Here is a 21,327-nt window from a genome sequence, read left to right as displayed (position 1 = left end):
CATTGTTTTTCAGGCTGGCTGCTGTGTAAAGTGAATTTGCCTGCATCTATGGTCTGTATGCTTTTCTATAACTTGTAATAAAATGAAGATTATGCGCTTAGTTCTAAGCACGTTGTTATTTTTTTTCACGTATTCCTTATCCGCCCAAAAAATGCCAACAAACAATTATAGCAACTGGTGGAAAAAAATAGATTCACTGGTTAACCAGCGTGGCCTGTATGAATCAGCTCTCAAAGAAGTAAAATTGCTTTATACCAAAGCTAAAGCAGAACAGGCGGCAGGTGAACAGATCAAAGCAATTCTTTATCAGATTCAATTGCAGGAAGTTTTGGTTGATGAAAGCGATACGCTTGCCCTGGGGTTATTGCGAAAAGAAATTGCTTCAGAAAAAGGAATTAGTCGCGCTTTGCTGAATACATTGCTGGCTGATTATTATAAAAAACAATACGACCGGAATCGATGGACCATTTATGAGCGTACACCATTGGCTGATGGCGTTTCTGAAGATATTCAAACCTGGACTGCAGCGGATTTTCACCGTGCAATTACTGCTGCTTATCTGGAAGCCTTGCAGGAGCCTTCCTTGAAAAAAGAAGGTTCGCGAACCAGTTTTGAAGGAATAATCAAAAAAGGTGAAAATACCGACTACCGTCCATCGATGTACGAATTGGTTTTTCAGAAAGCACTGGGTTATTTTAAAGCTGATCCGGTGGAATTACCGGTTCAGGCAGATCAATCCTTTTGGGAGAATCAAGAGTTGTGGAAAGACGCGGCGAATTTTACGAAACTTATGATATCAGACTCCGATAGTTTAGCACCGGGACTGATAAGTTTAAAATTATATCAGGAATTACTACGCTATTATAAAGCTGGCAATAAAAATGAACAACTTGCGGCAACAGATCTGGAGCGGTTTCAGTTTTTGAAAAGCAAGGCAGAATCAGCAAGTTCAGAAGCTCTTTACCTTGCTGCGTTGGAAGGATTCAGAAAAAATTATACAGGAACTTTAGCTGCTGATCAGGCGGTTTATTTATTGGCCAGTTGGGAGTTGGATGAAAATGAAGACCCTGTAAAAGCCTTATCCATTGCACAAGAATTGGTTGATAAGCAAAAAAACAGTCCGGGTGCCATTCAGTCCTACAATCTGATTCAGGATATTAAAGCACCAGCTCTGGGTATCCAGACGGAGCGGGTGAATATTCCCGGTGAACCTTTCCGGGCAATTGTAAATTGGAAAAACCTGGGAAAAATCTATCTCCGGCTGGTAAAAATTGATCCCGTAAAACATAGTCAGTTATTACAGCAATCAAGGTATTTTGATTCGGCTAATTACGCGTTATTAGCTGGTTCACCGACAGTAAAAGCCTGGGAGCAATACTTACCGGTGATGCAGGATTATAAAGGTCATACAACCGAGATCAAAATTGATGCACTTCCAATCGGCGCTTATTTTTTACTAGCCAGCGATCATGCTTCTTTTGCTTTGGAATCATCCAATATCGGCTTGGTTGAATTGCAGGTTTCCAATATCAGTTATATCAGTTCGGAGAAGGATTATTTTGTTTTACACAGAAATACCGGACAACCTCTATCCAATGCAACTATTCAACTTTTTCAACGAACCTATGATTACCAGACCAGAACCTATAATCGGATTAAAGCAGACGAGCTGAAAGCAAATGAGAAAGGATTTGTACGGATCAGCAAAGCCGGTAAAAATGAATACGGCAGTTTTTCACTGGACATTCAACACGGGGATGATTATCTGCGTATTGATGACCAGGAGTATATTTATTCCTATAATCAGCGGGATCGGGATACGTCTGCAGCAGAATACGAGCGTCGGAATGCAAGAGTTTTTTATTTTTTGGACCGGAACATCTACCGCCCGGGACAAACTATTTATTTTAAAGCTGTATTAACCAGCAAGGACAAGGAAACACAATTACCTCAGTTATTAACAGGAAGAAAAACATCGATTTATCTTTATAATGCCAATGACGAAAAAACAGATTCCATAGTCGTAATATCCAATGAATTTGGATCAGTTGCAGGGAAATTCACTTTGCCTTCCAGCGGATTAACCGGACAGTTTTACCTGCAGGAAGAGTTGTATCATTCATCCACTTACTTTAATGTGGAAGAATACAAGCGGCCACGATTTGAAGTAACTCTGGACAAACTAAAAACAACCGTTCGTTTAGGCGATACCGTTACCATTAAAGGAAAGGCAATCGCTTATGCTGGCAATGCCATTAGCAACGCGACCGGTACATTTAGGGTAACAAGAGGAACCCGGTATCTCTATCCCTGGAAAATATCTGGTTATGGTTTCCGTCCGAGGTATAAAACAGCTGAAATTGCACATGGTCAGTTAACTACAGAAGCAGATGGAAGTTTCAGTATTTCCTTTCCGGCTATTCCAGATGCAACAATAGATCGCAAAACAGATCCTGTATTTGAATATGCAATAACCATTGATATTACTGATCTGAATGGTGAGACCCGATCAGCCAACAGCTCGGTACCGGTGTCGTATAAATCAGTAGAAATTAATATAAGTGCAGAGCAGGATAAACTGGCGGCAACTGATTTCAAGAAAATTAAGCTGGCAGCTAACAACCTGATGGGTGAACCACAAACAGCCACGCTGGCTGTGCAGATCCTTCCTTTAAAGAGTCCGGGTAGACTGCTTCGCTCCCGCTACTGGGAAACGCCTGATACTTTTGTATTAACTGAAAAAGAATATCGTCAATATTTCCCGAATGATCTGTATAAAAACGAAGACGATCCGCAAACATGGCCGGCTGGCAAAGCAGTATGGCAGAAAACCATTCAAACGGATTCCAGCGGTATGGTACAACTGGACAGAAAAAAATGGGCTGCCGGATGGTATCAACTGATCGCCAAAGGAGTGGATCCGAATGGAGACAGTATTGAAGCGAAGTCCATTGTATTCCTAACTGATCCAACCGGGAAATCGGTGGCAGAAGCAGGTTACCTTTCAGGAACACAGGGAAAACAACTGCTGAAACAAGGGGAGCAAACCACTATAGAACTGGCAACAGAAGCGACTGATCTTTTCGTAATAGAAAAAAGAATCAACTGGAAAGGGCAGTCCGGTGATATTAAACTCCCCTTTTCTGAAAAATACCGGTTGTTTGAGCTGAATAAAGAGCGGGTATTGATACCTGTACTTGCTGGAGAAGCAGATAAAGGAGGGATTGAGGTTCAACATGTATTTGTTCGGAATAATCGGGTGTATACGAAGGAGAGTTATTTTGCGGTGCCGATGGAAGAAAAGGAATTAAAGATTAAGCTGCAGACCTACCGTGACAAACTGGAACCCGGACAACAAGAAAAATGGACGGTATCCATTTCAGGAGAAGAAGCGGAAAAATTTGGAATGGAATTATTGACATCGATGTATGATGCTTCGCTGGATCAGTTTGGTGCGCATAACTGGAATAAACCGGGGCTATGGCCAAGTTTGCAGCGATTGAGTAATTGGAGCGGGCGCACGAATTTTGTAGCGCAGGGTGGCGCTGATTACCAGATTCCGGTAGAAAAAAAGGAATTGAAATGGGCAGGAATGGATGAATTGTTAGGATTTGAATTTGCGGAGCGCAGAAGGATGATGGCACCGGGAATTAAAATTAGAGGTCATGCAACACTAAGTGCAAGAGAAAAACAGGAAGGCGAAATGGATGAAGTGGTTGTAACAGCTTATGCCACTTCTGTAAAAAAAGAAATAACAGGTTCAGTTGCTACAGTAAAAGCGGAGGAATTAAATATTATAGGTGATAATACATCTGCCGTTCCCCCTCCCCCACCCGCAACAGCTCCCCCCGCCATCCGCACCAATTTCAATGAAACAGCATTTTTCTTTCCGCAATTATCAGCAGATTCCAACGGACAATTCAGTTTTAGTTTCACCATGCCCGAATCGGTAACCACCTGGAAATGGCAGTTGTTTGCACATACCAAATCGCTGGCAATGGGTTACCTGCAACAAAGTATAGTAACGCAGAAAGACCTGATGGTACAACCTAATATGCCACGTTTTCTGCGGGAGGGTGATAAAATGGAAATCACCTCCAAAGTGGTAAACCTAACAGACAAAGAAGTAACCGGACAAGCAGAATTGCAACTGATTGATGCTACCACCAATCAACCGGTGGATGGCTGGTTCCGCAATTTCTTCCCCAATCAATATTTCACAGTTGGACCAAAATCGAGTGAGCTGGTGAAATTCCCGGTGGAAGTCCCCTTCTTATTTGACCGGGCCCTTACCTGGAAAATCATTGCCCGGGTGGGTGATAAAACCGATGGAGAATCTTCTACACTTCCTGTATTAAGCAATCGACAACTGGTAACCGAAGCAGTTCCCTTCTTTATCAACGGTTCATCCAGTAAGGAAATTCCACTAATAAAATTGATCAACAGTAAGGAAAGCGAAACGCTCAGCAATCAATCCCTGACGGTTGAGTTTTCTTCTAATCCGGCCTGGTATGCCATTCAGTCGCTTCCTTATCTGACTGATTATCCTTATGAGTGTGCAGAGCAAAGTTTTAATCGTTTATATGGTTATCTGATCGCCGATCATTTATTGAAATCTGCTCCCCGCATCAAAAAAGTGCTGGAAGAATGGCAGCAAAAAGATACCAGTGCCTTATTGAGCAATCTGCAGAAAAATGAGCAGTTGAAACAGGTATTGCTGGAAGAAACCCCCTGGGTGCTGGAAGCAAAATCAGAAGCAGAACAAAAGAAACGCCTGCTACTGCTCTTTGATGCCGGAAAACTTAGCCTGGAGTCAGGTAAAATGATTGCCAAACTAAAAGAAATGCAGAGTTCCAATGGCGGCTTCAGCTGGTTCAAAGGCGGACCGGATGATCGGTATATTACGCAGTATATTCTAACCGGAATCGGGCATTTACAAAAGCTGGGAATTATTGGAGCAGACTATGGAATTTTTGCACCTATTGTAACACCCGGACTCGCTTATTCCGATCAGCGTATCCTGGAAGATTATAAGAAACGCGATAAGGGAGCCAAAGAACCCACTTACCTGAATTATTTTGCGGTGCAATATCATTATATGCGCAGTTTTTACAGCAGTGTTGGGTTATCAGGTGAATATGTTCTGGCTGCCAATCATTACAGAAAGGAAATTCAGTCACTTTGGATAAAAGGAAACCTGTTTTCAAAAGCAATGATTGCGCTGGCATTGCACAGAACCGGAGACAAACAAACGGCCTCCAATATCCTGAAATCGTTGCAGCAAACAGCCATTAAAACCGAAGACAAAGGCATGTATTGGAAAGCCAATACAGCAGGTTATTACTGGCAGGAAGCGCCGATTGAAACGCAGGCTTTATTGATTGAGTTATTTCAGGAATTAAAGCAACCGGCCACCACTGTAAATGCATTAAAAGCCTGGTTATTGCTGAATAAACAAACCAATCGCTGGAGCAGTACCAAAGCAACGGCAGACGCCTGTTATGCACTGTTATTGCAAGGTGATAACTGGTTGGAAGCACAACCAAAAATCAGTGTAAAGCTGGGAGGAGTAACTACTATTACTGGCGCAAAAGAGGAAGCCGGTACCGGATATTACCAAAAGATCATTCCGGGCACGGCAGTTTTTCCGGAAATGGGACAAATAAAAATAAATGTGGAACAGGCTCAGGCGCCAAAAGCCAACGCTCCTGTATGGGGTGCCATCTACTGGCAGTATTTTGATAATCTGGAAAATATCACTGCTGCAAAAGGACCACTTTCTATCAACAAACAGGTATTGGTTGAAAAACTGACTGATAAAGGTCCCGTTTTGGAAGCCATACAGGATGGAAGCTTTTTAAAAGTGGGCGATAAACTGGTGGTACGGCTCGAAATCAAAACAGATCGTCCAATGGAATATGTGCATGTGAAAGATATGCGGGCATCTTCATTGGAACCAACAAATGTACTAAGTGGATATCGTTGGAAAGGATCACTGGGTTATTATGAAAGCACCCGTGATGCAAGTACTAATTTCTTCATTCAGTATCTTCCAAAAGGAACGCATGTTATGGAATATTCACTGTTTGTTTCGCATGCAGGAACATTTAGTAATGGGATCAGCAGTATTCAATGCATGTATGCTCCGGAATTTACGAGCCATACGGAAGGCATTAAATTAAACATAGAAGCAAATTAAAACGGATGCGGCATACGAATACCCTGATCATTGGACAGGGACTTTGCGGAACCTGGCTGAGCTGGTGGTTAACCCAACATAAACATGATTTTTTGCTGATTGATGAAGGGAAAACGACCAGCGCCTCCCGCATCGCATCAGGTGTTATAAATCCGGTAACCGGACGCATTCTGGCAAAAACCTGGATGATTGAAACATTGTTGCCATTTGCTTTGGACGCCTACACAAAACTGGGCAATAGTTTGGGAATTGAATGTATTCAATCCACCCGCATCCTGCATAGTTTCCCGAGTTTACAAATGAAGGAAGCCTTCGATGCAAGGTTGCCGGAATTTGGCGAATACCTGCAGGTTCCGGATGACTTGGACCATTGGAAAACGCTGATGGAAAGTCCGTATGGAATTGGCAGCATTCAACCAGCCTTACTCATTAACCTGAATCTTTTGTTAGGTCGCTGGAAGGAGGAATTACTCCACCAAAACCGATTGATCCTGGAGCGATTTGAGCCGACTGAACTTATTCATTCCGAAAACTCCATTCAATACCGGGATATCCGGGCGGATCGCATCATCTATTGCGATGGCATACAGGGAATGCAGCTTCCTTATTTTAACCGGCTTCCTTTCGCGCCCAATAAGGGGCAGGCTTTGTTGCTGGAGATCCCCGGATTACCATCCGGCCATATTTATAAAAAAGGGATCAGTATAGTGCCTTATCCAACTATTAATGGGGAGCAGAACCCCACTTTTTTCTGGGCAGGTTCAACTTACGAAAATGATTTTATTACGGAAGAACCCACCCAAGAATTCAGGGAACGAACAGAGCAACTGGTTCGCAACTGGATTAAACTGCCATTCAAAACCTTATATCATTGGGCGGGTGTGCGTCCGGCAAATATGGAACGCCGGCCATTCGCCGGCATGCATCCACACTATCCATCCATCGGAATATTAAACGGAACTGGCACCAAGGGATGTTCACTGGCGCCTTATTTCGGTCAGCAACTGGCGAAGTCAATTGTGGATGGAAGTCCGATTCTGCCGGAAGCGCATATCAATCGATTTTCGAGACTGCTCAGGCCCTAACTTTGCCGCTGAAATTTTACGCTGAAATGGCAAGCAAACCCGGTATGTATGCGATTCCAGAACGGTTTCGCCGGATAGAAAATCTGCACATTGTATTCTGGCTTTTGAAAGATATGAGCTGGGCATTGTTGTGGAAACCAATTGGGATGATCATGATTATTCCAACACTGACGGTGGCAGTCCTAATCACTTACCAGACAAGAAATATTAAATCGGAACTATACCATAATCTGGCCGTACTCTTCTGGATCATTGCCAACTGTTCCTGGATGGTATTGGAATTTTATGAAACACCCGATCATTACCGTTATTATACGGCGATTCCATTTAGCATGGGAATGCTGGCAATAGCCTGGTATTATCTGGTGGAACTTAAAAAGAAATAATGTTCATACCTTTTTCAAGGTATCCACTTCCAATATGTACAAGGTTTTGCCCGAATAGCACTTTATTATTTTGTGTACGATAGGATGCCAGTGTCTTTAAAGGATCCTTGCCTTTTTCACCAGTTTCCTGGTTGATGGTTGTCAATACACAACGGGCACAAGGTTTAACTGCAGTAAACTTTATAGCGCCGGCCTGAAAAGACCCGATGCTGTCTTCTTCATAAGCTTCCCATCCTTCCACTACTATATTTGGCCGAAAGCGATTCATAGGTACGGGTGATGCAAGCCGGGTATTAAGATCATCCAGTGAAGCTTGTCCGATCAGGAGCATTGGATAGGCATCCGAAAAGCTGGTAATTTCTTTTTGGCTGGCATAACGTGAATCCACTTCCCTTCGGCTGCTATCGGGCATATATACCAGGCTGCAATTTATCCCGAGCTGGCGGGAAAACCAGTTGTCCAGGTTTTTATCAACCAACAGCGCCTGAACGGTATCGTCCCAAATGGTTACGGAAAGTTCGATTCCATTGGTTAGGTCCAAAGGAATCTGAATCGCTTCTTCTGGATGGTGTTTATGGAAAACAAGCAAATGGTCCGCTCCCAACCCTACCTGTAACAATGCCATTACCGGATGTTCGCGTTGCGTGAGAAAACGTCCGTTTGCATCCACCAGCATCCAGCGACGGTCATATTGCAAACCCCGATCGGTTACCAAAACAGAATCCAGTTCAATACCACCAAGGGATTTGATGGGATAAATAAATAATCCGCTGATTGTAGCCATACTGCAAAATACTAAACTGCGCTTACCTTTGGCTGAATTGAATCAACATGAAAGCCAAAATCATCATTGAATACTGTCCTAAATGCCACTGGCTTCTGAGAGCAGCTTATATGGCACAGGAATTATTAACCACTTTTGAGGAGGAACTGGAAGAAGTGGCACTTCGTCCCAGTGAGGTAGCCGGACGCTACATCATCTCCATAAATGACGAATTGGTTTTTGATCGCAAACGGGATGGAGGCTTCGTTGAAATCAAAGTCATAAAACAATTGGTACGCGACAAAGTAGCACCTGGAAAAGCACTCGGACATTCAGACCGAAAGGAGGAATCGCACTAGGCTGCTGCCAATCGGCTTAACAAAACCTTGTAAGGGTCCTGACGCAACAGTTTTGCCATCGCTTCATACAATTCAGGCAGGTCGTGCCGTAAACGCACACTGTTTTCAAAAAACACTTCCACGCTAACAGCCCAGAACTCATGGTAATTGGTAGCAGCGTATTCACCCAAAATGGTTTTGCGCCCTCTTTGCATATCCTGAAAAATAGGACGGGCAACCTTGGAAAAATTATGAAATTCTTTTTTGAAGTGACGGTCTTCATCTGTTTTGGTAATGAAGTTCACATAAGCCAGCGCATGCGCCATTTCATGCAGCCCAACATTACTGCTGTCGTGTGCACTCCGGATTCCTTCCAGGAAATTATGCCAGGACAGATAGATGCCTGAACTGTCTACATGTCCCATAAAGGGAAGTGAATAATGACCATAATGGTAATCGTGCTGAAGCACATAGATATCTCTGAAATAATTGAGCGAAAAATTTTCCAGTCCGAGTGTTAACTGCGCCGCAGTGGCACTGATCAGGATCGGCATTTCTTCTTTTCTGTCCACTCCTACATAATGAAATTTCTTTGAGCGGAAAAAGAGATAGGCGCGAAACAGCCATTTCTGCTGGGTAGCTTCATCTACTTTATTAAAATAGCGGATGTTGGAAGAGATGAGCTTCCGGAACTGTTCTTCATGCAGTTCAAAGCCTTTACGGCGACGATAGAGTAAAAAATATTGCCAGCGATTGTTCAGTAAGTCAAATAAAAAGATCGTACTGAACACCAGCAAACAAATGAAAACGATTTCCATAAGGGTCAACTTTACGGGTAAGAAAATCGAAATTGTCTTGCTGGTTAAACACAGAAATGGATACGAGGGCCTTTCGGAGAGGAGACTGGTACGGATTAAAAGACTCGACGGTTCGAGTTAGGTACTAATTAAGCACAAGTTAATTCTTGAATCTGAAGATTAAAAGCATTTTGGTCTTAAAATCCTGCAAAAACGAAGTTTTCGACGAATGGACGATTCAGACCGCTTTTACCACCATCAATTGAAGGGGATCCTGGTTCAGCAATTCACACATAGAGATGTATAAATTGGGCTCACAGGTTTTGAGCAGCAGGGGCTTTTCGAAAAATGCCTCTACCGAAACGGCCCAGAATTCGTGAAAATTGGTGGCCGCGTAACGGTCCAGGACCGATTCCGCGCCATTTCTCATATTGGTATAGATAGGATGAGCCGCTTTGACATAGTCTTTGAATTTAATACGAAAGCTTTTTTCCATGGTGGTTTTGCCCATCAGGGCACCGTAGGTCAGAGCATGCGCCATTTCATGCAGGCCAACATTATGGCCATCGTCGTATTCCTGGTAACCATGAAAAAAATGATCCCAGCTCAGGTAAATGCCCTGTAAGCTTACATGTCCCTGAAAAGCCTGTTTATGCCAGTGCACCCGGTATGCGGAGCCGGAAACATAAATTTTATCAAAAAAATCAAGCCTAAAATCATTCAGTCCAAATGTCAGCTGAACGGCTGCTGAACTGATCAGGAGGGGGATCATGGGGTCGGGGTCCAGATCGATATATTTAAATTCTTTGTAACGCATGAAGTCCATGACCCTTCTGAGGAATCGGGCCTGGTTATCCAGATTCAGTGCACGGTAATAGATATTATGGGTACGAAGCCAATCATGGTGCTGTGCCCATTCGGGCAAAAGAGAACCCGAACCTTCCGGAGCCGGATGATTACTGTCTCTTGCCATCCGGCGATAATCGTACCGGAAGCGTTCCCAGCTCCAAATCAGAAAAACCAGGAGGCTGCTACTGCCTAATATGGTAATTACGGTAATCATGCTACATTTGCACCTCAGCAACAAACCGAAAATATAAATTCTATATGTATAGATCGCATACTTGTGGCGAATTAAATTCAAATTCTATTGGAAAAGAAGTGACACTGGCAGGCTGGGTACAGACTATCCGGAAATTTGGCAGCATCACCTTCGTAGATTTACGGGACAGGTATGGCATTACACAGTTATTATTTGGTGAAACTCTCACCCCCCAACTTGATGGTCAGCCATTGGGTAGGGAGTTTGTTCTGCAGGTTACCGGTAAAGTTATAGAACGTACCAGTAAGAATAAAAATATTGCAACCGGTGATATTGAAATTGATGTAATCAGTTTTACCATTCTGAATAAAGCAGCAACACCACCTTTTACCATACAGGATGATACCGATGGCGGCGATGACCTTCGCATGAAATACCGCTATCTTGATTTACGCAGAAATACGGTTAAACGGAATCTCGAACTACGTTATGCTGTAAACCGTTCGGCCCGGAATTACCTGCATGAAAATAGTTTCATGGATATTGAAACCCCTTTTCTGATTAAGAGTACGCCGGAAGGTGCGCGCGATTTCGTAGTGCCATCGCGCATGAATCCCGGACAGTTTTATGCATTGCCCCAGAGTCCGCAGACCTTTAAGCAATTGCTGATGGTGAGCGGATACGATCGCTATTATCAGGTAGTGAAATGTTTTCGGGATGAAGACCTTCGTGCCGATCGGCAGCCGGAATTTACACAGATTGATTGCGAGATGAGTTTCGTGCAACAGGAAGATATCCTTCAGATGTTTGAAGGATTGATAAAGCGCATATTCAAAGACGTTAAGAATATGGACTATACGGATTCGGTTCAGCGCATGACCTGGAACGATGCCATGTTACAATATGGAAACGACAAGCCGGATATCCGTTTTGGTATGGAACTGGCTAATTTTAAAACCGTATTCGAAGGACAAACAGGAGATGCAACAGCGCTTGGCATTTTTGAAGCGTCCGGTTTCAAAGTATTCAATGAAGCAGAAACCGTATTGGCGATTGCTGTGCCTGGTTGCAGTGAGTATACCCGGAAGCAAACCGACGAACTAACAGAATGGGTGAAACGTCCGCAAATCGGAATGAACGGGTTGGTATTTATCCGTTGTAATGCGGATGGCAGTTTTAAAAGCAGCGCCGATAAATTTTTCAATGAGGAGCAATTGAAAACGCTGGCGGGATTAGCGAATGCCAAACCCGGCGACCTTGTTTTGATTCTGGCCGGCCGTGAAGAAAGAACCCGTAAAGCGATCAGTGAATTACGACTGGAAATGGGTGAACGCCTGGGCTTACGCCGTAAGGATGAATTCAAATTATTATGGGTATTGGATTTTCCCCTGTTTGAATATGCAGAAGAAGAAAATCGCTGGGTAGCAAGGCACCATCCTTTTACTTCACCCAAGCCCGATCATATTAAAGTGATGATTGAAAATGATCCGGTAATTACCGACGCGGCTAATTACCTGCAACACCCCTATTCGAATATTAAGGCCAATGCCTATGATATGGTATTGAACGGGAATGAGATTGGTGGTGGATCCATCCGAATTTACCAGCGGGAGCTGCAGGAAAAAATGTTTGATGCGCTTGGCATGAGTAAGGAAGAAGCCCTGCATAAGTTTGGGTTCCTGCTGGGAGCATTTGAATATGGTGCGCCTCCGCATGGTGGAATTGCCTTTGGCTTTGACCGGCTCTGCGCGATTCTGGGTGGCTCTGAAAGCATCCGCGATTTCATCGCTTTCCCCAAAAACAATTCGGGCCGCGATGTAATGCTGGATGCTCCTTCCTCCATCGACGACAAACAACTCACCGAACTAAGCATCAAACTGAACACCTAACGCCCCCTCCACCTGTCGGGTAAACCCGACGGGTGGAAAAAAGGAATGACCCATGAATAATTTGACAGTTTACCGGATATTAACCTATGTTTTGCTGGCAATCGGCGGATTTTTAGCCTTATTACTGCTTGGAATGCTGATGGCTGCGCTAGCCAATCCGGTATTATTACTCCCGGTTTTCCTGCTGGCCTGTGTGCTCATCTATACCTACTGCAGTTTCCGTTTTCTGAGCAGAGGGATTGATGCTCATATGTATTGCCGGCCCTCGTTGCGTGACCTCATCCGCGTAAACGGATATGGAACCATGGGCTTCGCTTCCCTTACCATTGTGAACTGTATCATGCTGATGATGAATCCGTCTACATTAAACGAAGTAGTTGAACAAGCCATGTCCATGCAAAAAGAGCAGGTGGAAGGCATGGAAGAAATGATGATTTCCTTTATGAATTACACCATTAAATTCCTCCTGTTTTACAGTATTGGGCTCCTGCTGCATATATTCATCACATTCAGACTGCTCCGGCAACATGCAGATGCTTTTGATTTGCCGTCCAACGAAGCATAATTTTAGGTTCCAAAAACAATTCTGAATCGTTATATTTGAAATACTGGTTGCTTGCTCCATACGTGGGGCAGCAACCATTTTTTATCTATAACCAAAACTATGCTCGAACATTCAGTTTTCAGCAACTATTGTATGATTCCTATGAGTTGGGATGAAATGTGCGATGGTAACAATGTGCGTCTCCCCTATCAGCAGGTATTTGAAACCCTCAACCAGCTAAGTGCAGCCAGCCTGAATGATCGCGACCGGATGGCGAGCGAGCTTTTTCTGAGTCAGGGTATCACATTTACTGTTTACAGTGATAATGAAGGAATCGAACGGATTTTCCCCTTTGATATCATTCCCCGGATAATACCCGGGAACGAATGGGATCATATTGAGGCAGGTATCACACAGCGCCTGAAAGCTCTGAATCTCTTTCTGAAAGATATTTACAATACCCAGCAGATCATTAAAGACGGCATTATTCCGGCAGAACTGATTGCATCCTGTCCGCATTATACCAGGGAGATTTTTGGGATCCGGGTGTCCCATGATATTTATGTTCATATTGCAGGAATTGACCTGATCCGCGGAAAGGACGGCTCCTATTATGTTTTGGAAGATAATTTACGAACCCCATCCGGCGTATCATATATGCTGGAAAACCGGGAAGTAACCAAACGGATTTTTCCGGATATGCTTACCTCCAGTAAGGTACGGATGGTGAATAATTATCCTTTGGAACTATACAATGTGCTGGTATCCCTGGCACCCCGGCAAATTGCCCACCCAACGGTGGTTCTATTAACACCGGGAGTATTTAATTCCGCTTATTATGAACACACGTTTTTGGCACGTTCGATGGGCATTCCGCTGGTGGAGGGACGTGATCTTGTTGTAGACAATCACAAAGTGTACATGAAAACCACCCTGGGGTTTCAACAGGTGGATGTAATCTATCGCCGAATTGATGATGAATACATGGATCCGCTGGTATTCAGGCCTGATAGTGCATTGGGAATACCCGGAATATTAGGCGCCTATCGCAAAGGAAATATCGCGCTGATCAATGCAATTGGAAATGGGGTGGCGGATGATAAAGCGGTGTATGCCTATGTGCCGGCAATGATCCGGTATTACCTGAATGAAGAACCTATTCTGGCCAATGTGCCCACCTATCAATTGGTTGATCCGGATGCACGGAAATATACCTTTGATCATATCCGTGAGATGGTTATTAAACGAACTAATCAATCAGGTGGTTATGGCATGTTAATGGGAAATTCCGCAACAGATGAAGAAATCCATTTGATGATGAAAGCGGTGGATGAAGATCCCCGCAACTTTATTGCGCAACCAATTATTCAGTTATCAACTGTTCCCTGTTTTATAAACAATCGATTTGAACCCAGGCATGTGGACCTGCGACCATTTGCACTTTTTGGTCCGGGTGGCGTAAAGATTGTGCCAGGCGGACTCACCCGTGTTGCGCTTCGGGAAGGCTCCCTGGTGGTGAACTCCTCTCAGGGTGGCGGAAGTAAAGACACCTGGATCATCAATTAATCAAAGAACCTTCAACACCAACTATGCTCAGCAGATTAGCCGACTCTCTTTACTGGCTCAACCGTTACCTCGAAAGAAGCGATGCCATCTTACGCATCCTGCATATCAATTATACCCTCTGGCTGGACAAAGGCGAACATTCTATTCATTTCTGGACCCAGTTAACTCATATGTTCAGCACTGCTGAGGATGCAAAAAAACAGCTATTTGATCAGCACCCTCTTCAACTTGTTCAGCACCTGATTTATGATACCACCAATGGTAATTCCATACGTGCTATGGTTATAAGGGCACGCGAAAATGCGCGTGGAGCACAGGATCATATAACCAAAGAAGTTTGGGAACAGGTGAATCAGTTTTACCATCTTATCAACAACCCCATGCTGCAGCAAAAGCTGGTGAGAAACGATGCACTGAATGTGTTGGCTGAACTTGGCAACCAGATGACGCTTTATGCAGGCATTACAGACAGTACCATGCCGCGAAATATGGGTTGGAATTTCATGACACTGGGGAAATTTGTAGAACGGGCGGTAATCAGCATTGAACTTGCCGATCGCTTTTTTGCAGAAACCGATTACTCACTTGATCAATCGAAGGATGTATTATTCTGGCGGTCTTTATTACTGTCTCTTTCCGGATATGAATTATATCTTAAAACCTATCGCAGCCCGCATCATAACCAGCATGTGGCATCACAGGTATTATTCAGCAAACAGTTTACCAGATCGGCCAGTTATTGTTTTGACCGGATCGAATTTTATTTACAAAAAGTAGTAACGGACAATAACAGTGAAGAGGCGCGCAGCTTGTATCGTGAATTTAGTCGCCTGCATAGTAAAATAGAATATTCTGATTTGTCAGTACTTAGAGAAAAAGGATTACAGCCTTATCTTCAGGAAATCAAAACAGAGTTGTTCAACTTTAATCAGCGCTTTAGTCAGGTTTTCTTTTCATACGCTTAAAAAGAATCATGCCAACGTTCAAAATTCACCATATCACCAGTTACGAATACGACCGTCCCGTAACTGAAAGCATCAATGAAATCCGGATCACGCCCTATGCCTGTGAAGAACAGGAAATACTGGAACACGAATTGAATATAACCGGTAATCCAAGCATACTGCACTATACTGATTATTGGGGAAACAGAATAGGGCAGTTCAATCTAAATCCACCGCATTCCGAATTGGTGATTGAGAGTAAGCTGGTGGTACGAACAAAAGCGCCAACGGATCGCACCCTGGTTTTCAATACCGGCTTTGAGCAGTTACAGCAGGAAATCAACCAATCGCTTCCCCTGCTGGAATTAACCAAGCCGGAAGCCATTCAGTACCAGGAAGCCATTCAGGATATCGTGCGTCAGATTTTTCAACCCTGGAAATCGGTAGCGGCAACGGTACAGGATTGCTGCCAGTTTATCTTTCAGCATTTTCAATATATTAAAGGCATTACGGATATTGAAACAACGGTGGATCAGATCATTGAACACCGATCCGGAGTATGTCAGGATTTTGCACATGTAATGCTGCAGGTATTGCGTACGCTTAAAATACCCAGCCGATATGTGAGTGGCTATATCTGCCCGAATAAAAACGGCTTACGCGGCGAAGGGGCCACCCATGCCTGGGTAGAAACCTGGATACCCAACTATGGATGGACGGGCATTGATCCCACCAATAATATCTGGGTAAGCAATACACATGTCAAGCTCGCCGTGGGACGAAATTTCACAGACTGCTCACCCGTAAAAGGAACTTTTAAAGGGCCGGCTCAGCAGATGTTGTATGTTTTCGTATCAGTAGGATATGAAGATGGTCATCGCTTTGAGGAAAGAAACCAGGTAAAGACTCCTGTTCCTTCCAATGATGGAGAGTATCGTCCGACGGTGGATGAAGCCGGCAGACAACAGCAATAAGCTGCCAAAATGCAGGCATTCCTGTACATTTGTCGACTAATTCAACGCCATGCCGGTTCCATTAGCAGAGCGATTACGTCCGCATACACTTAATGAGTTAATTGGCCAGGAACACCTTACTGGTGAAGGCAGTATCCTGCGAAAATCCATTGAACAGGGAAAAGTGCCTTCAATGATCCTATGGGGACCTCCGGGTGTGGGCAAAACCACCATTGCCAATATTATTGCGCATACATTGGATAGTCCCTTTTATACATTAAGTGCAATTTCGTCCGGCGTAAAAGAAGTGCGCGAAGTAATTGAACTTGCCAAAAACCAGGAGAAAGCGATTCTTTTTATTGATGAAATCCATCGCTTTAATAAATCGCAGCAGGATGCATTACTGGGTGCTGTTGAAAAAGGCACGATTACACTGATTGGTGCCACCACAGAAAACCCTTCTTTTGAAGTAAACAGCGCTTTGTTAAGCAGAAGCCAGGTCTATGTATTGAAATCGCTTTCAGAAAAAGCGATGACTGACTTACTGGAAGATGCATTGCAAAGAGATGAATGGTTGCAGCAGCAAACTATTGAATTAAAAGAAACGGCTGCATTGATACGAATTTCCGGCGGTGATGGCCGTAAGTTGCTAAACCTGCTGGAACTGGTAGTGCAGGCGGCAGGTAATACATCACCCATCATTATCACAGACGAGTTTGTAATGCAGGTGGCACAACAGAAAGTAGCGCTGTATGATAAACAGGGAGAACAGCATTATGATATCATTTCAGCCTTTATAAAATCCATTCGCGGCAGCGATCCAAATGGTGCTGTGTACTGGCTGGCCAGAATGCTGGCAGGTGGAGAAGACATCAAATTTATTGCACGCAGAATGGTCATTCTGGCAAGTGAAGATATCGGCAATGCTAACCCCAATGCGCTTTTATTGGCCAATGCCTGTTTTGATGCCGTAAATAAAATAGGTAATCCCGAAGCAAGAATAATTCTTTCACAATGTGCCGTTTATTTGGCGGGATCAGCCAAAAGCAACGCAAGTTATCTCGCCATAGATGAAGCCATCGCGCTGGTTCAACAACACGGCGATTTGCCTGTCCCCTTTCATTTACGAAATGCACCCACCAAATTGATGAAGGAACAGGGGTATTCTAAAGGCTATCAGTATTCCCATGATTATGCGTTGAATTTTTCAGCCCAGGAATACCTGCCGGATGCATTGAGCGGACGGCCTATATATAAACCCGGAAGAAATGCAAGAGAAGAAGAAATTCGTAAATTCCTTCAGCAGCGATGGAAGGATAAATACAATTATTAATACGATCCGTTTATGAAAAAAGCACTGATTATTTGTACAGTCCTTGGAGCGGGATTTTTTTCCCAGGCACAAACAACAATTGTTCGAGATCGGACAATTGAAAAAATGGTAAACGAAGTTTCTGTCGATTCTCTGCAATCTTATATTGATCAGTTAGTGAAATTCGGAAGCAGGCATACGCTGAGTTCAACAACGGATCCTAAAAAAGGAATTGGTGCAGCCCGTAACTGGGTAGTGCAGAAGTTTACTGAATTCGCGCGTAAAACAAATGGCCGGATGACCGCCTTTGTGGATACCACCACCCTCCAGCCTGATGGCAGACGAATCAATCAGCAAGTAAATCTTGGCAATGCGATGGCGATCCTGAAAGGAACGGATGCTTTGGATAAACGGATCTTTCTGATAAGCGGACATCTCGACAGCCGGGTTACGGATGTCATGAATGCTGCAGCAGACGCACCCGGTGCCAATGATGATGCCAGTGGTGTGGCAGCTGTAATTGAATCGGCCAGAATATTGAGCCAGTCTGCCTATCCTGCCACCATCATTTTTGTAGCCGTTAGTGGGGAAGAACAGGGGCTACTCGGAGCTGGATATCTTGCCGAAAAAGCTAAAAGGGAAGGCTGGCAGATTGAAGCTGTTCTGAATAACGATATTATGGGCAGCAATAACAGCAGTGAAACCAATATCATAGATAATACCCGGTTGCGCGTTTTCAGTGAGGGACTACCGGCCTATGAACTCGATAAAAAAGCAGCGGGAATCAGAGGAATGGGGCTGGAAAATGATGGCCCTTCCAGACAGCTTGCCAGATATGTAAAGGAAGTTGGAGAACGCTATGTAGATCATCTTGAAATTAAATTGATTTATCGGAATGATCGTTTCTTAAGAGGTGGTGATCATACACCATTTATTCAAAAAGGATTTGCTGCGGTACGAATAACTGAGATGAATGAAAATTTTCTGCACCAGCACCAGGATGTTCGGAAAGAAAATGGAATACAATATGGTGATCTTAGGGAGTTTATGGATTTTGAATACCTCCGAAAAAACACGGCAGTGAATCTTGCCTGTCTGGCGAATCTGGCAGGCTCACCGGGGGCACCTCAGGAGCTAAAAATTGATGTAAAAAATCTGACCAATTCAAGTTATCTCTATTGGAAAGCACCGTTAACGGGTAAACCCAAAGGCTATTATATATTATTGCGTGAAACCAGTGAATCACACTGGCAGAAAAAAATATTTACAACTGAAACTTCTTTACGCCTTCCCTATTCAAAGGATAATTATTTTTTTGCTGTTCAATCGGTGAGTGAAAACGGACAGGAAAGTTTACCCGTAACGCCACAGGTTGGCAGATAACTTGAGTGTATGGTTACAAATTGGCAAATCAAATCATTCAGTGAATTTACTGTGACTGAACTATATCAGTTACTTCGGTTACGAAGCGAGGTGTTTGTAGTAGAGCAGCAATGTGTTTTTCTGGACATGGATAACAAGGATCAGCACTGCCTTCATTTATTAGGATGGCAGAACGATTTGTTGGCAGCATCTACCCGTTTGGTGCCACCGGGAATTTCCTATAACGAAATGTCGATTGGACGTGTTGTAAGTTCTCAGCAGGTTCGTGGCACGGGAATTGGCAGGCAACTCATGGAAGAGTCTATAGATGCCTGTTACAGGCAATGGGGTAAAAGCCCCATACGCATTGGTGCTCAACAATATCTGGAGAAATTTTACCAGTCCTTGGGCTTTGAAACAGATGGAGAGCCCTATATTGAAGACGGAATTCCCCACGTAGAGATGCTAAAAAATATCTAGTAATATCAGCAGGTAGTTTTACGCAACGTAAAAAAAAGATTACGAACCTTATACGAGAGTCTTCCAATCCTCGTTAGTAGATGTAATCCAAGTAACCGTTCGAAAACAAAATCTGATATTCATGAAACAGCATTTACCCCTATTCCTGCGTAAATGTGCCTTGTCCATAGTTGCTTTGGCGTGCACGCAGGCCTCTTTTGCTCAAATCGGACTCTTCAATGAGCTGGAAGCGGGTATCACTATTGGTCCATCTAACTTTCTTGGCGACCTTGGTGGTAACCGTGGAAAAGGAACAGGCTTCCTGAAAGACAATAATTTTTCCCAAACCAGATTCTTTATAGGCGGACATATTACGGCTTACCAATCTCCTTTACTTGGACTGAGACTGGCGGCCAATTATGGCACCATTGCTGGCGATGACGCTGTAATTAAAGGACAGGGTGGATGGGAAGAAGCCCGTCGTTTTCGTAATAACGATTTTCGCTCCCGTGTATTGGAAGGAATGCTGGTAGCAGAGGTTTATCCAACTGTTTTATTTGAGTGGGATCCGGAGGATTTATACCGTAAATTTCGTCCTTATGGTGTAATCGGTGTGGGTGTATTCAACTTTAATCCACAGGGTACAGACCCCTTAACCGGTGAATATGTAAACCTGAAACCACTGAGTACAGAGGGACAGGGATTTGCAGAGCATCCAGACAGGAAGCCGTATAAACTTACTCAATTGAATATTCCAATGGGCATTGGTGTAAAATATTTCCTGAGTGAAAAAAGCAGCCTTTCCCTGGAGGTTTTACATCGTAAAACATTCACTGATTATATTGATGATGTGAGTACCAATTATATTGATCCGGATTTATTTGATCAGTATTTTGGAGTGGGTACACAAAAAGCCCAGCTTGCCCGTCGTATGGCCAATAAAACAGATCAGAGCAGTGGTGCTTCGGCAGGTTTTGGTCCGGGTGATAAAAGAGGAACACCCACACAAAATGACGGGTACTATTCTTTCAACTTTAAATTAAGTTTCAAACTGGCCCGTTCTACAAATAGCAGCAGGCAGATGAAATGTCCGACTTTGCTACGTTACTAAACTATTGTGTAATCAATAAACCAACCCATGAAGTGCAAGTTCCTGAAGCGGCAACTGTGGATGATCATGGCGAGTTGTATGGGAAGTATAGTTGCAATGGCCGGGGAGAAAAACTATCCGGCAGAAGTAGACAGTATAATAATTCAAAAACTAAACAACAATCATAAGCATACGGTCAATATTTACACGAATACATCCCAGAAAGTATTGTTTTTCAGTGCACAGGGAGATGAAGGAAACACCTACAAATTTTTACTGTTTCGTCAAAAGGGAGTCCTTGTGAAACAAAGTAAAATCCGAAACAGGGAAACTACAGTGGTGAGCAAACCGGAAAAGGGTAGTTATTACTATGAAGTATTCAGTGACAATGTTCTGATCGAAAGCGGAACCATACTTGTACAATAATCGAATTAAAGAGCATCCCGATAAGAAGGCAGGGAAATTGATAAAATCCAATTATCCGGTTTTAGAACCTGATCCGTTCCCTATAGTTTAGTACCCTTTATATGCAACGATTTTATTAAGACTACCTGCCGATTCTTATCGGATAAGAAGGTGAAAGGTGAAAGGTGCGAGG

General features: G+C 43.6%; 17 protein-coding genes. 14 read left to right on the top strand and 3 right to left on the bottom strand.

What is annotated here, in order from left to right; all coding sequences use genetic code 11:
* The first annotated feature begins 151 nt into the window (after nt 1-151).
* From B2746_RS16440 to B2746_RS16430, 3 genes are read left to right on the top strand one after another with little or no spacing between them, the layout of a single operon-like run.
* On the top strand, nt 152-6,199 hold the full coding sequence (locus B2746_RS16440) for an alpha-2-macroglobulin family protein (RefSeq protein ID WP_290796092.1): 6,048 nt from the start codon (nt 152-154) through the stop codon (nt 6,197-6,199).
* 5 nt (nt 6,200-6,204) lie between these two features.
* Nucleotides 6,205-7,284: an NAD(P)/FAD-dependent oxidoreductase gene (locus B2746_RS16435; protein WP_290796090.1), complete on the top strand. Its 1,080-nt coding sequence runs from the start codon at nt 6,205-6,207 to the stop codon at nt 7,282-7,284.
* A 26-nt stretch (nt 7,285-7,310) separates the two neighbouring features.
* A complete protein-coding gene (locus B2746_RS16430; protein WP_290796088.1) occupies nt 7,311-7,670 on the top strand; it encodes a hypothetical protein in 360 nt (119 codons plus the stop codon).
* Here B2746_RS16430 and B2746_RS16425 read toward each other — a convergent pair.
* Nucleotides 7,657-8,454, bottom strand: coding sequence for an MOSC domain-containing protein (locus B2746_RS16425; RefSeq protein WP_290796086.1), 798 nt, complete (start codon nt 8,452-8,454; stop codon nt 7,657-7,659). The two genes, B2746_RS16430 and B2746_RS16425, sit on opposite strands and share 14 nt — an antisense overlap.
* Before the next feature lie 47 nt (nt 8,455-8,501).
* On the opposite strand from B2746_RS16425, the gene B2746_RS16420 reads away from it, so the two are divergent.
* On the top strand, nt 8,502-8,792 hold the full coding sequence (locus B2746_RS16420; RefSeq protein ID WP_290796084.1) for a SelT/SelW/SelH family protein: 291 nt from the start codon (nt 8,502-8,504) through the stop codon (nt 8,790-8,792).
* On the opposite strand, the gene B2746_RS16415 is transcribed toward B2746_RS16420, so the two are convergent.
* Together B2746_RS16415 and B2746_RS16410 are read right to left on the bottom strand one after the other, a co-directional pair.
* A complete protein-coding gene (locus B2746_RS16415) occupies nt 8,789-9,589 on the bottom strand; it encodes a zinc-dependent peptidase (RefSeq protein WP_290796081.1) in 801 nt (266 codons plus the stop codon). The genes B2746_RS16420 and B2746_RS16415 overlap by 4 nt on opposite strands.
* A 217-nt stretch (nt 9,590-9,806) precedes the next feature.
* The gene (locus tag B2746_RS16410) at nt 9,807-10,631 is read right to left on the bottom strand and encodes a zinc-dependent peptidase (RefSeq protein ID WP_290796079.1); all 825 of its coding nucleotides are present in this window, start codon (nt 10,629-10,631) and stop codon (nt 9,807-9,809) included.
* Nucleotides 10,632-10,675: 44 nt separating this feature from the next.
* Between B2746_RS16410 and aspS the strand changes: the two genes are divergently transcribed.
* The 10 genes from aspS (at nt 10,676) to B2746_RS16360 (ending at nt 21,155) form a co-directional block, all read left to right on the top strand.
* Complete coding sequence (gene aspS / locus B2746_RS16405; protein WP_290796077.1) at nt 10,676-12,499, top strand: aspartate--tRNA ligase; 1,824 nt, start codon at nt 10,676-10,678, stop codon at nt 12,497-12,499.
* Nucleotides 12,500-12,551: 52 nt separating this feature from the next.
* Nucleotides 12,552-13,064, top strand: a complete 513-nt coding sequence (locus tag B2746_RS16400) for a hypothetical protein (RefSeq protein ID WP_290796076.1) — start codon at nt 12,552-12,554, stop codon at nt 13,062-13,064.
* A 132-nt stretch (nt 13,065-13,196) separates the two neighbouring features.
* Complete coding sequence (locus tag B2746_RS16395; protein WP_349680616.1) at nt 13,197-14,609, top strand: circularly permuted type 2 ATP-grasp protein; 1,413 nt, start codon at nt 13,197-13,199, stop codon at nt 14,607-14,609.
* Between the two features lie 23 nt (nt 14,610-14,632).
* Nucleotides 14,633-15,574, top strand: coding sequence for an alpha-E domain-containing protein (locus B2746_RS16390; RefSeq protein ID WP_290796072.1), 942 nt, complete (start codon nt 14,633-14,635; stop codon nt 15,572-15,574).
* Between the two features lie 8 nt (nt 15,575-15,582).
* A complete protein-coding gene (locus B2746_RS16385; RefSeq protein ID WP_290796070.1) occupies nt 15,583-16,527 on the top strand; it encodes a transglutaminase family protein in 945 nt (314 codons plus the stop codon).
* Nucleotides 16,528-16,576: 49 nt separating this feature from the next.
* Nucleotides 16,577-17,839, top strand: a complete 1,263-nt coding sequence (locus tag B2746_RS16380; RefSeq protein WP_290796068.1) for a replication-associated recombination protein A — start codon at nt 16,577-16,579, stop codon at nt 17,837-17,839.
* A gap of 12 nt (nt 17,840-17,851) precedes the next feature.
* Nucleotides 17,852-19,201 carry a M28 family metallopeptidase gene (locus B2746_RS16375; protein WP_290796067.1) on the top strand — a complete coding sequence of 450 codons (1,350 nt, stop codon included), beginning with the start codon at nt 17,852-17,854 and terminating at the stop codon, nt 19,199-19,201.
* A 9-nt stretch (nt 19,202-19,210) separates the two neighbouring features.
* Nucleotides 19,211-19,660, top strand: a complete 450-nt coding sequence (locus B2746_RS16370) for a GNAT family N-acetyltransferase (RefSeq protein ID WP_290796065.1) — start codon at nt 19,211-19,213, stop codon at nt 19,658-19,660.
* A 121-nt stretch (nt 19,661-19,781) separates the two neighbouring features.
* Nucleotides 19,782-20,750, top strand: a complete 969-nt coding sequence (locus tag B2746_RS16365) for a DUF6089 family protein (protein WP_290796063.1) — start codon at nt 19,782-19,784, stop codon at nt 20,748-20,750.
* 27 nt (nt 20,751-20,777) lie between these two features.
* A complete protein-coding gene (locus B2746_RS16360; RefSeq protein WP_290796061.1) occupies nt 20,778-21,155 on the top strand; it encodes a hypothetical protein in 378 nt (125 codons plus the stop codon).
* Nucleotides 21,156-21,327: the final 172 nt, after the last annotated feature.

Source organism: Flavihumibacter sp. UBA7668 (assembly GCF_002483205.1).
GTDB lineage: Bacteria > Bacteroidota > Bacteroidia > Chitinophagales > Chitinophagaceae > Flavihumibacter.
This window is presented reverse-complemented; position numbering and strand designations above follow the sequence as displayed.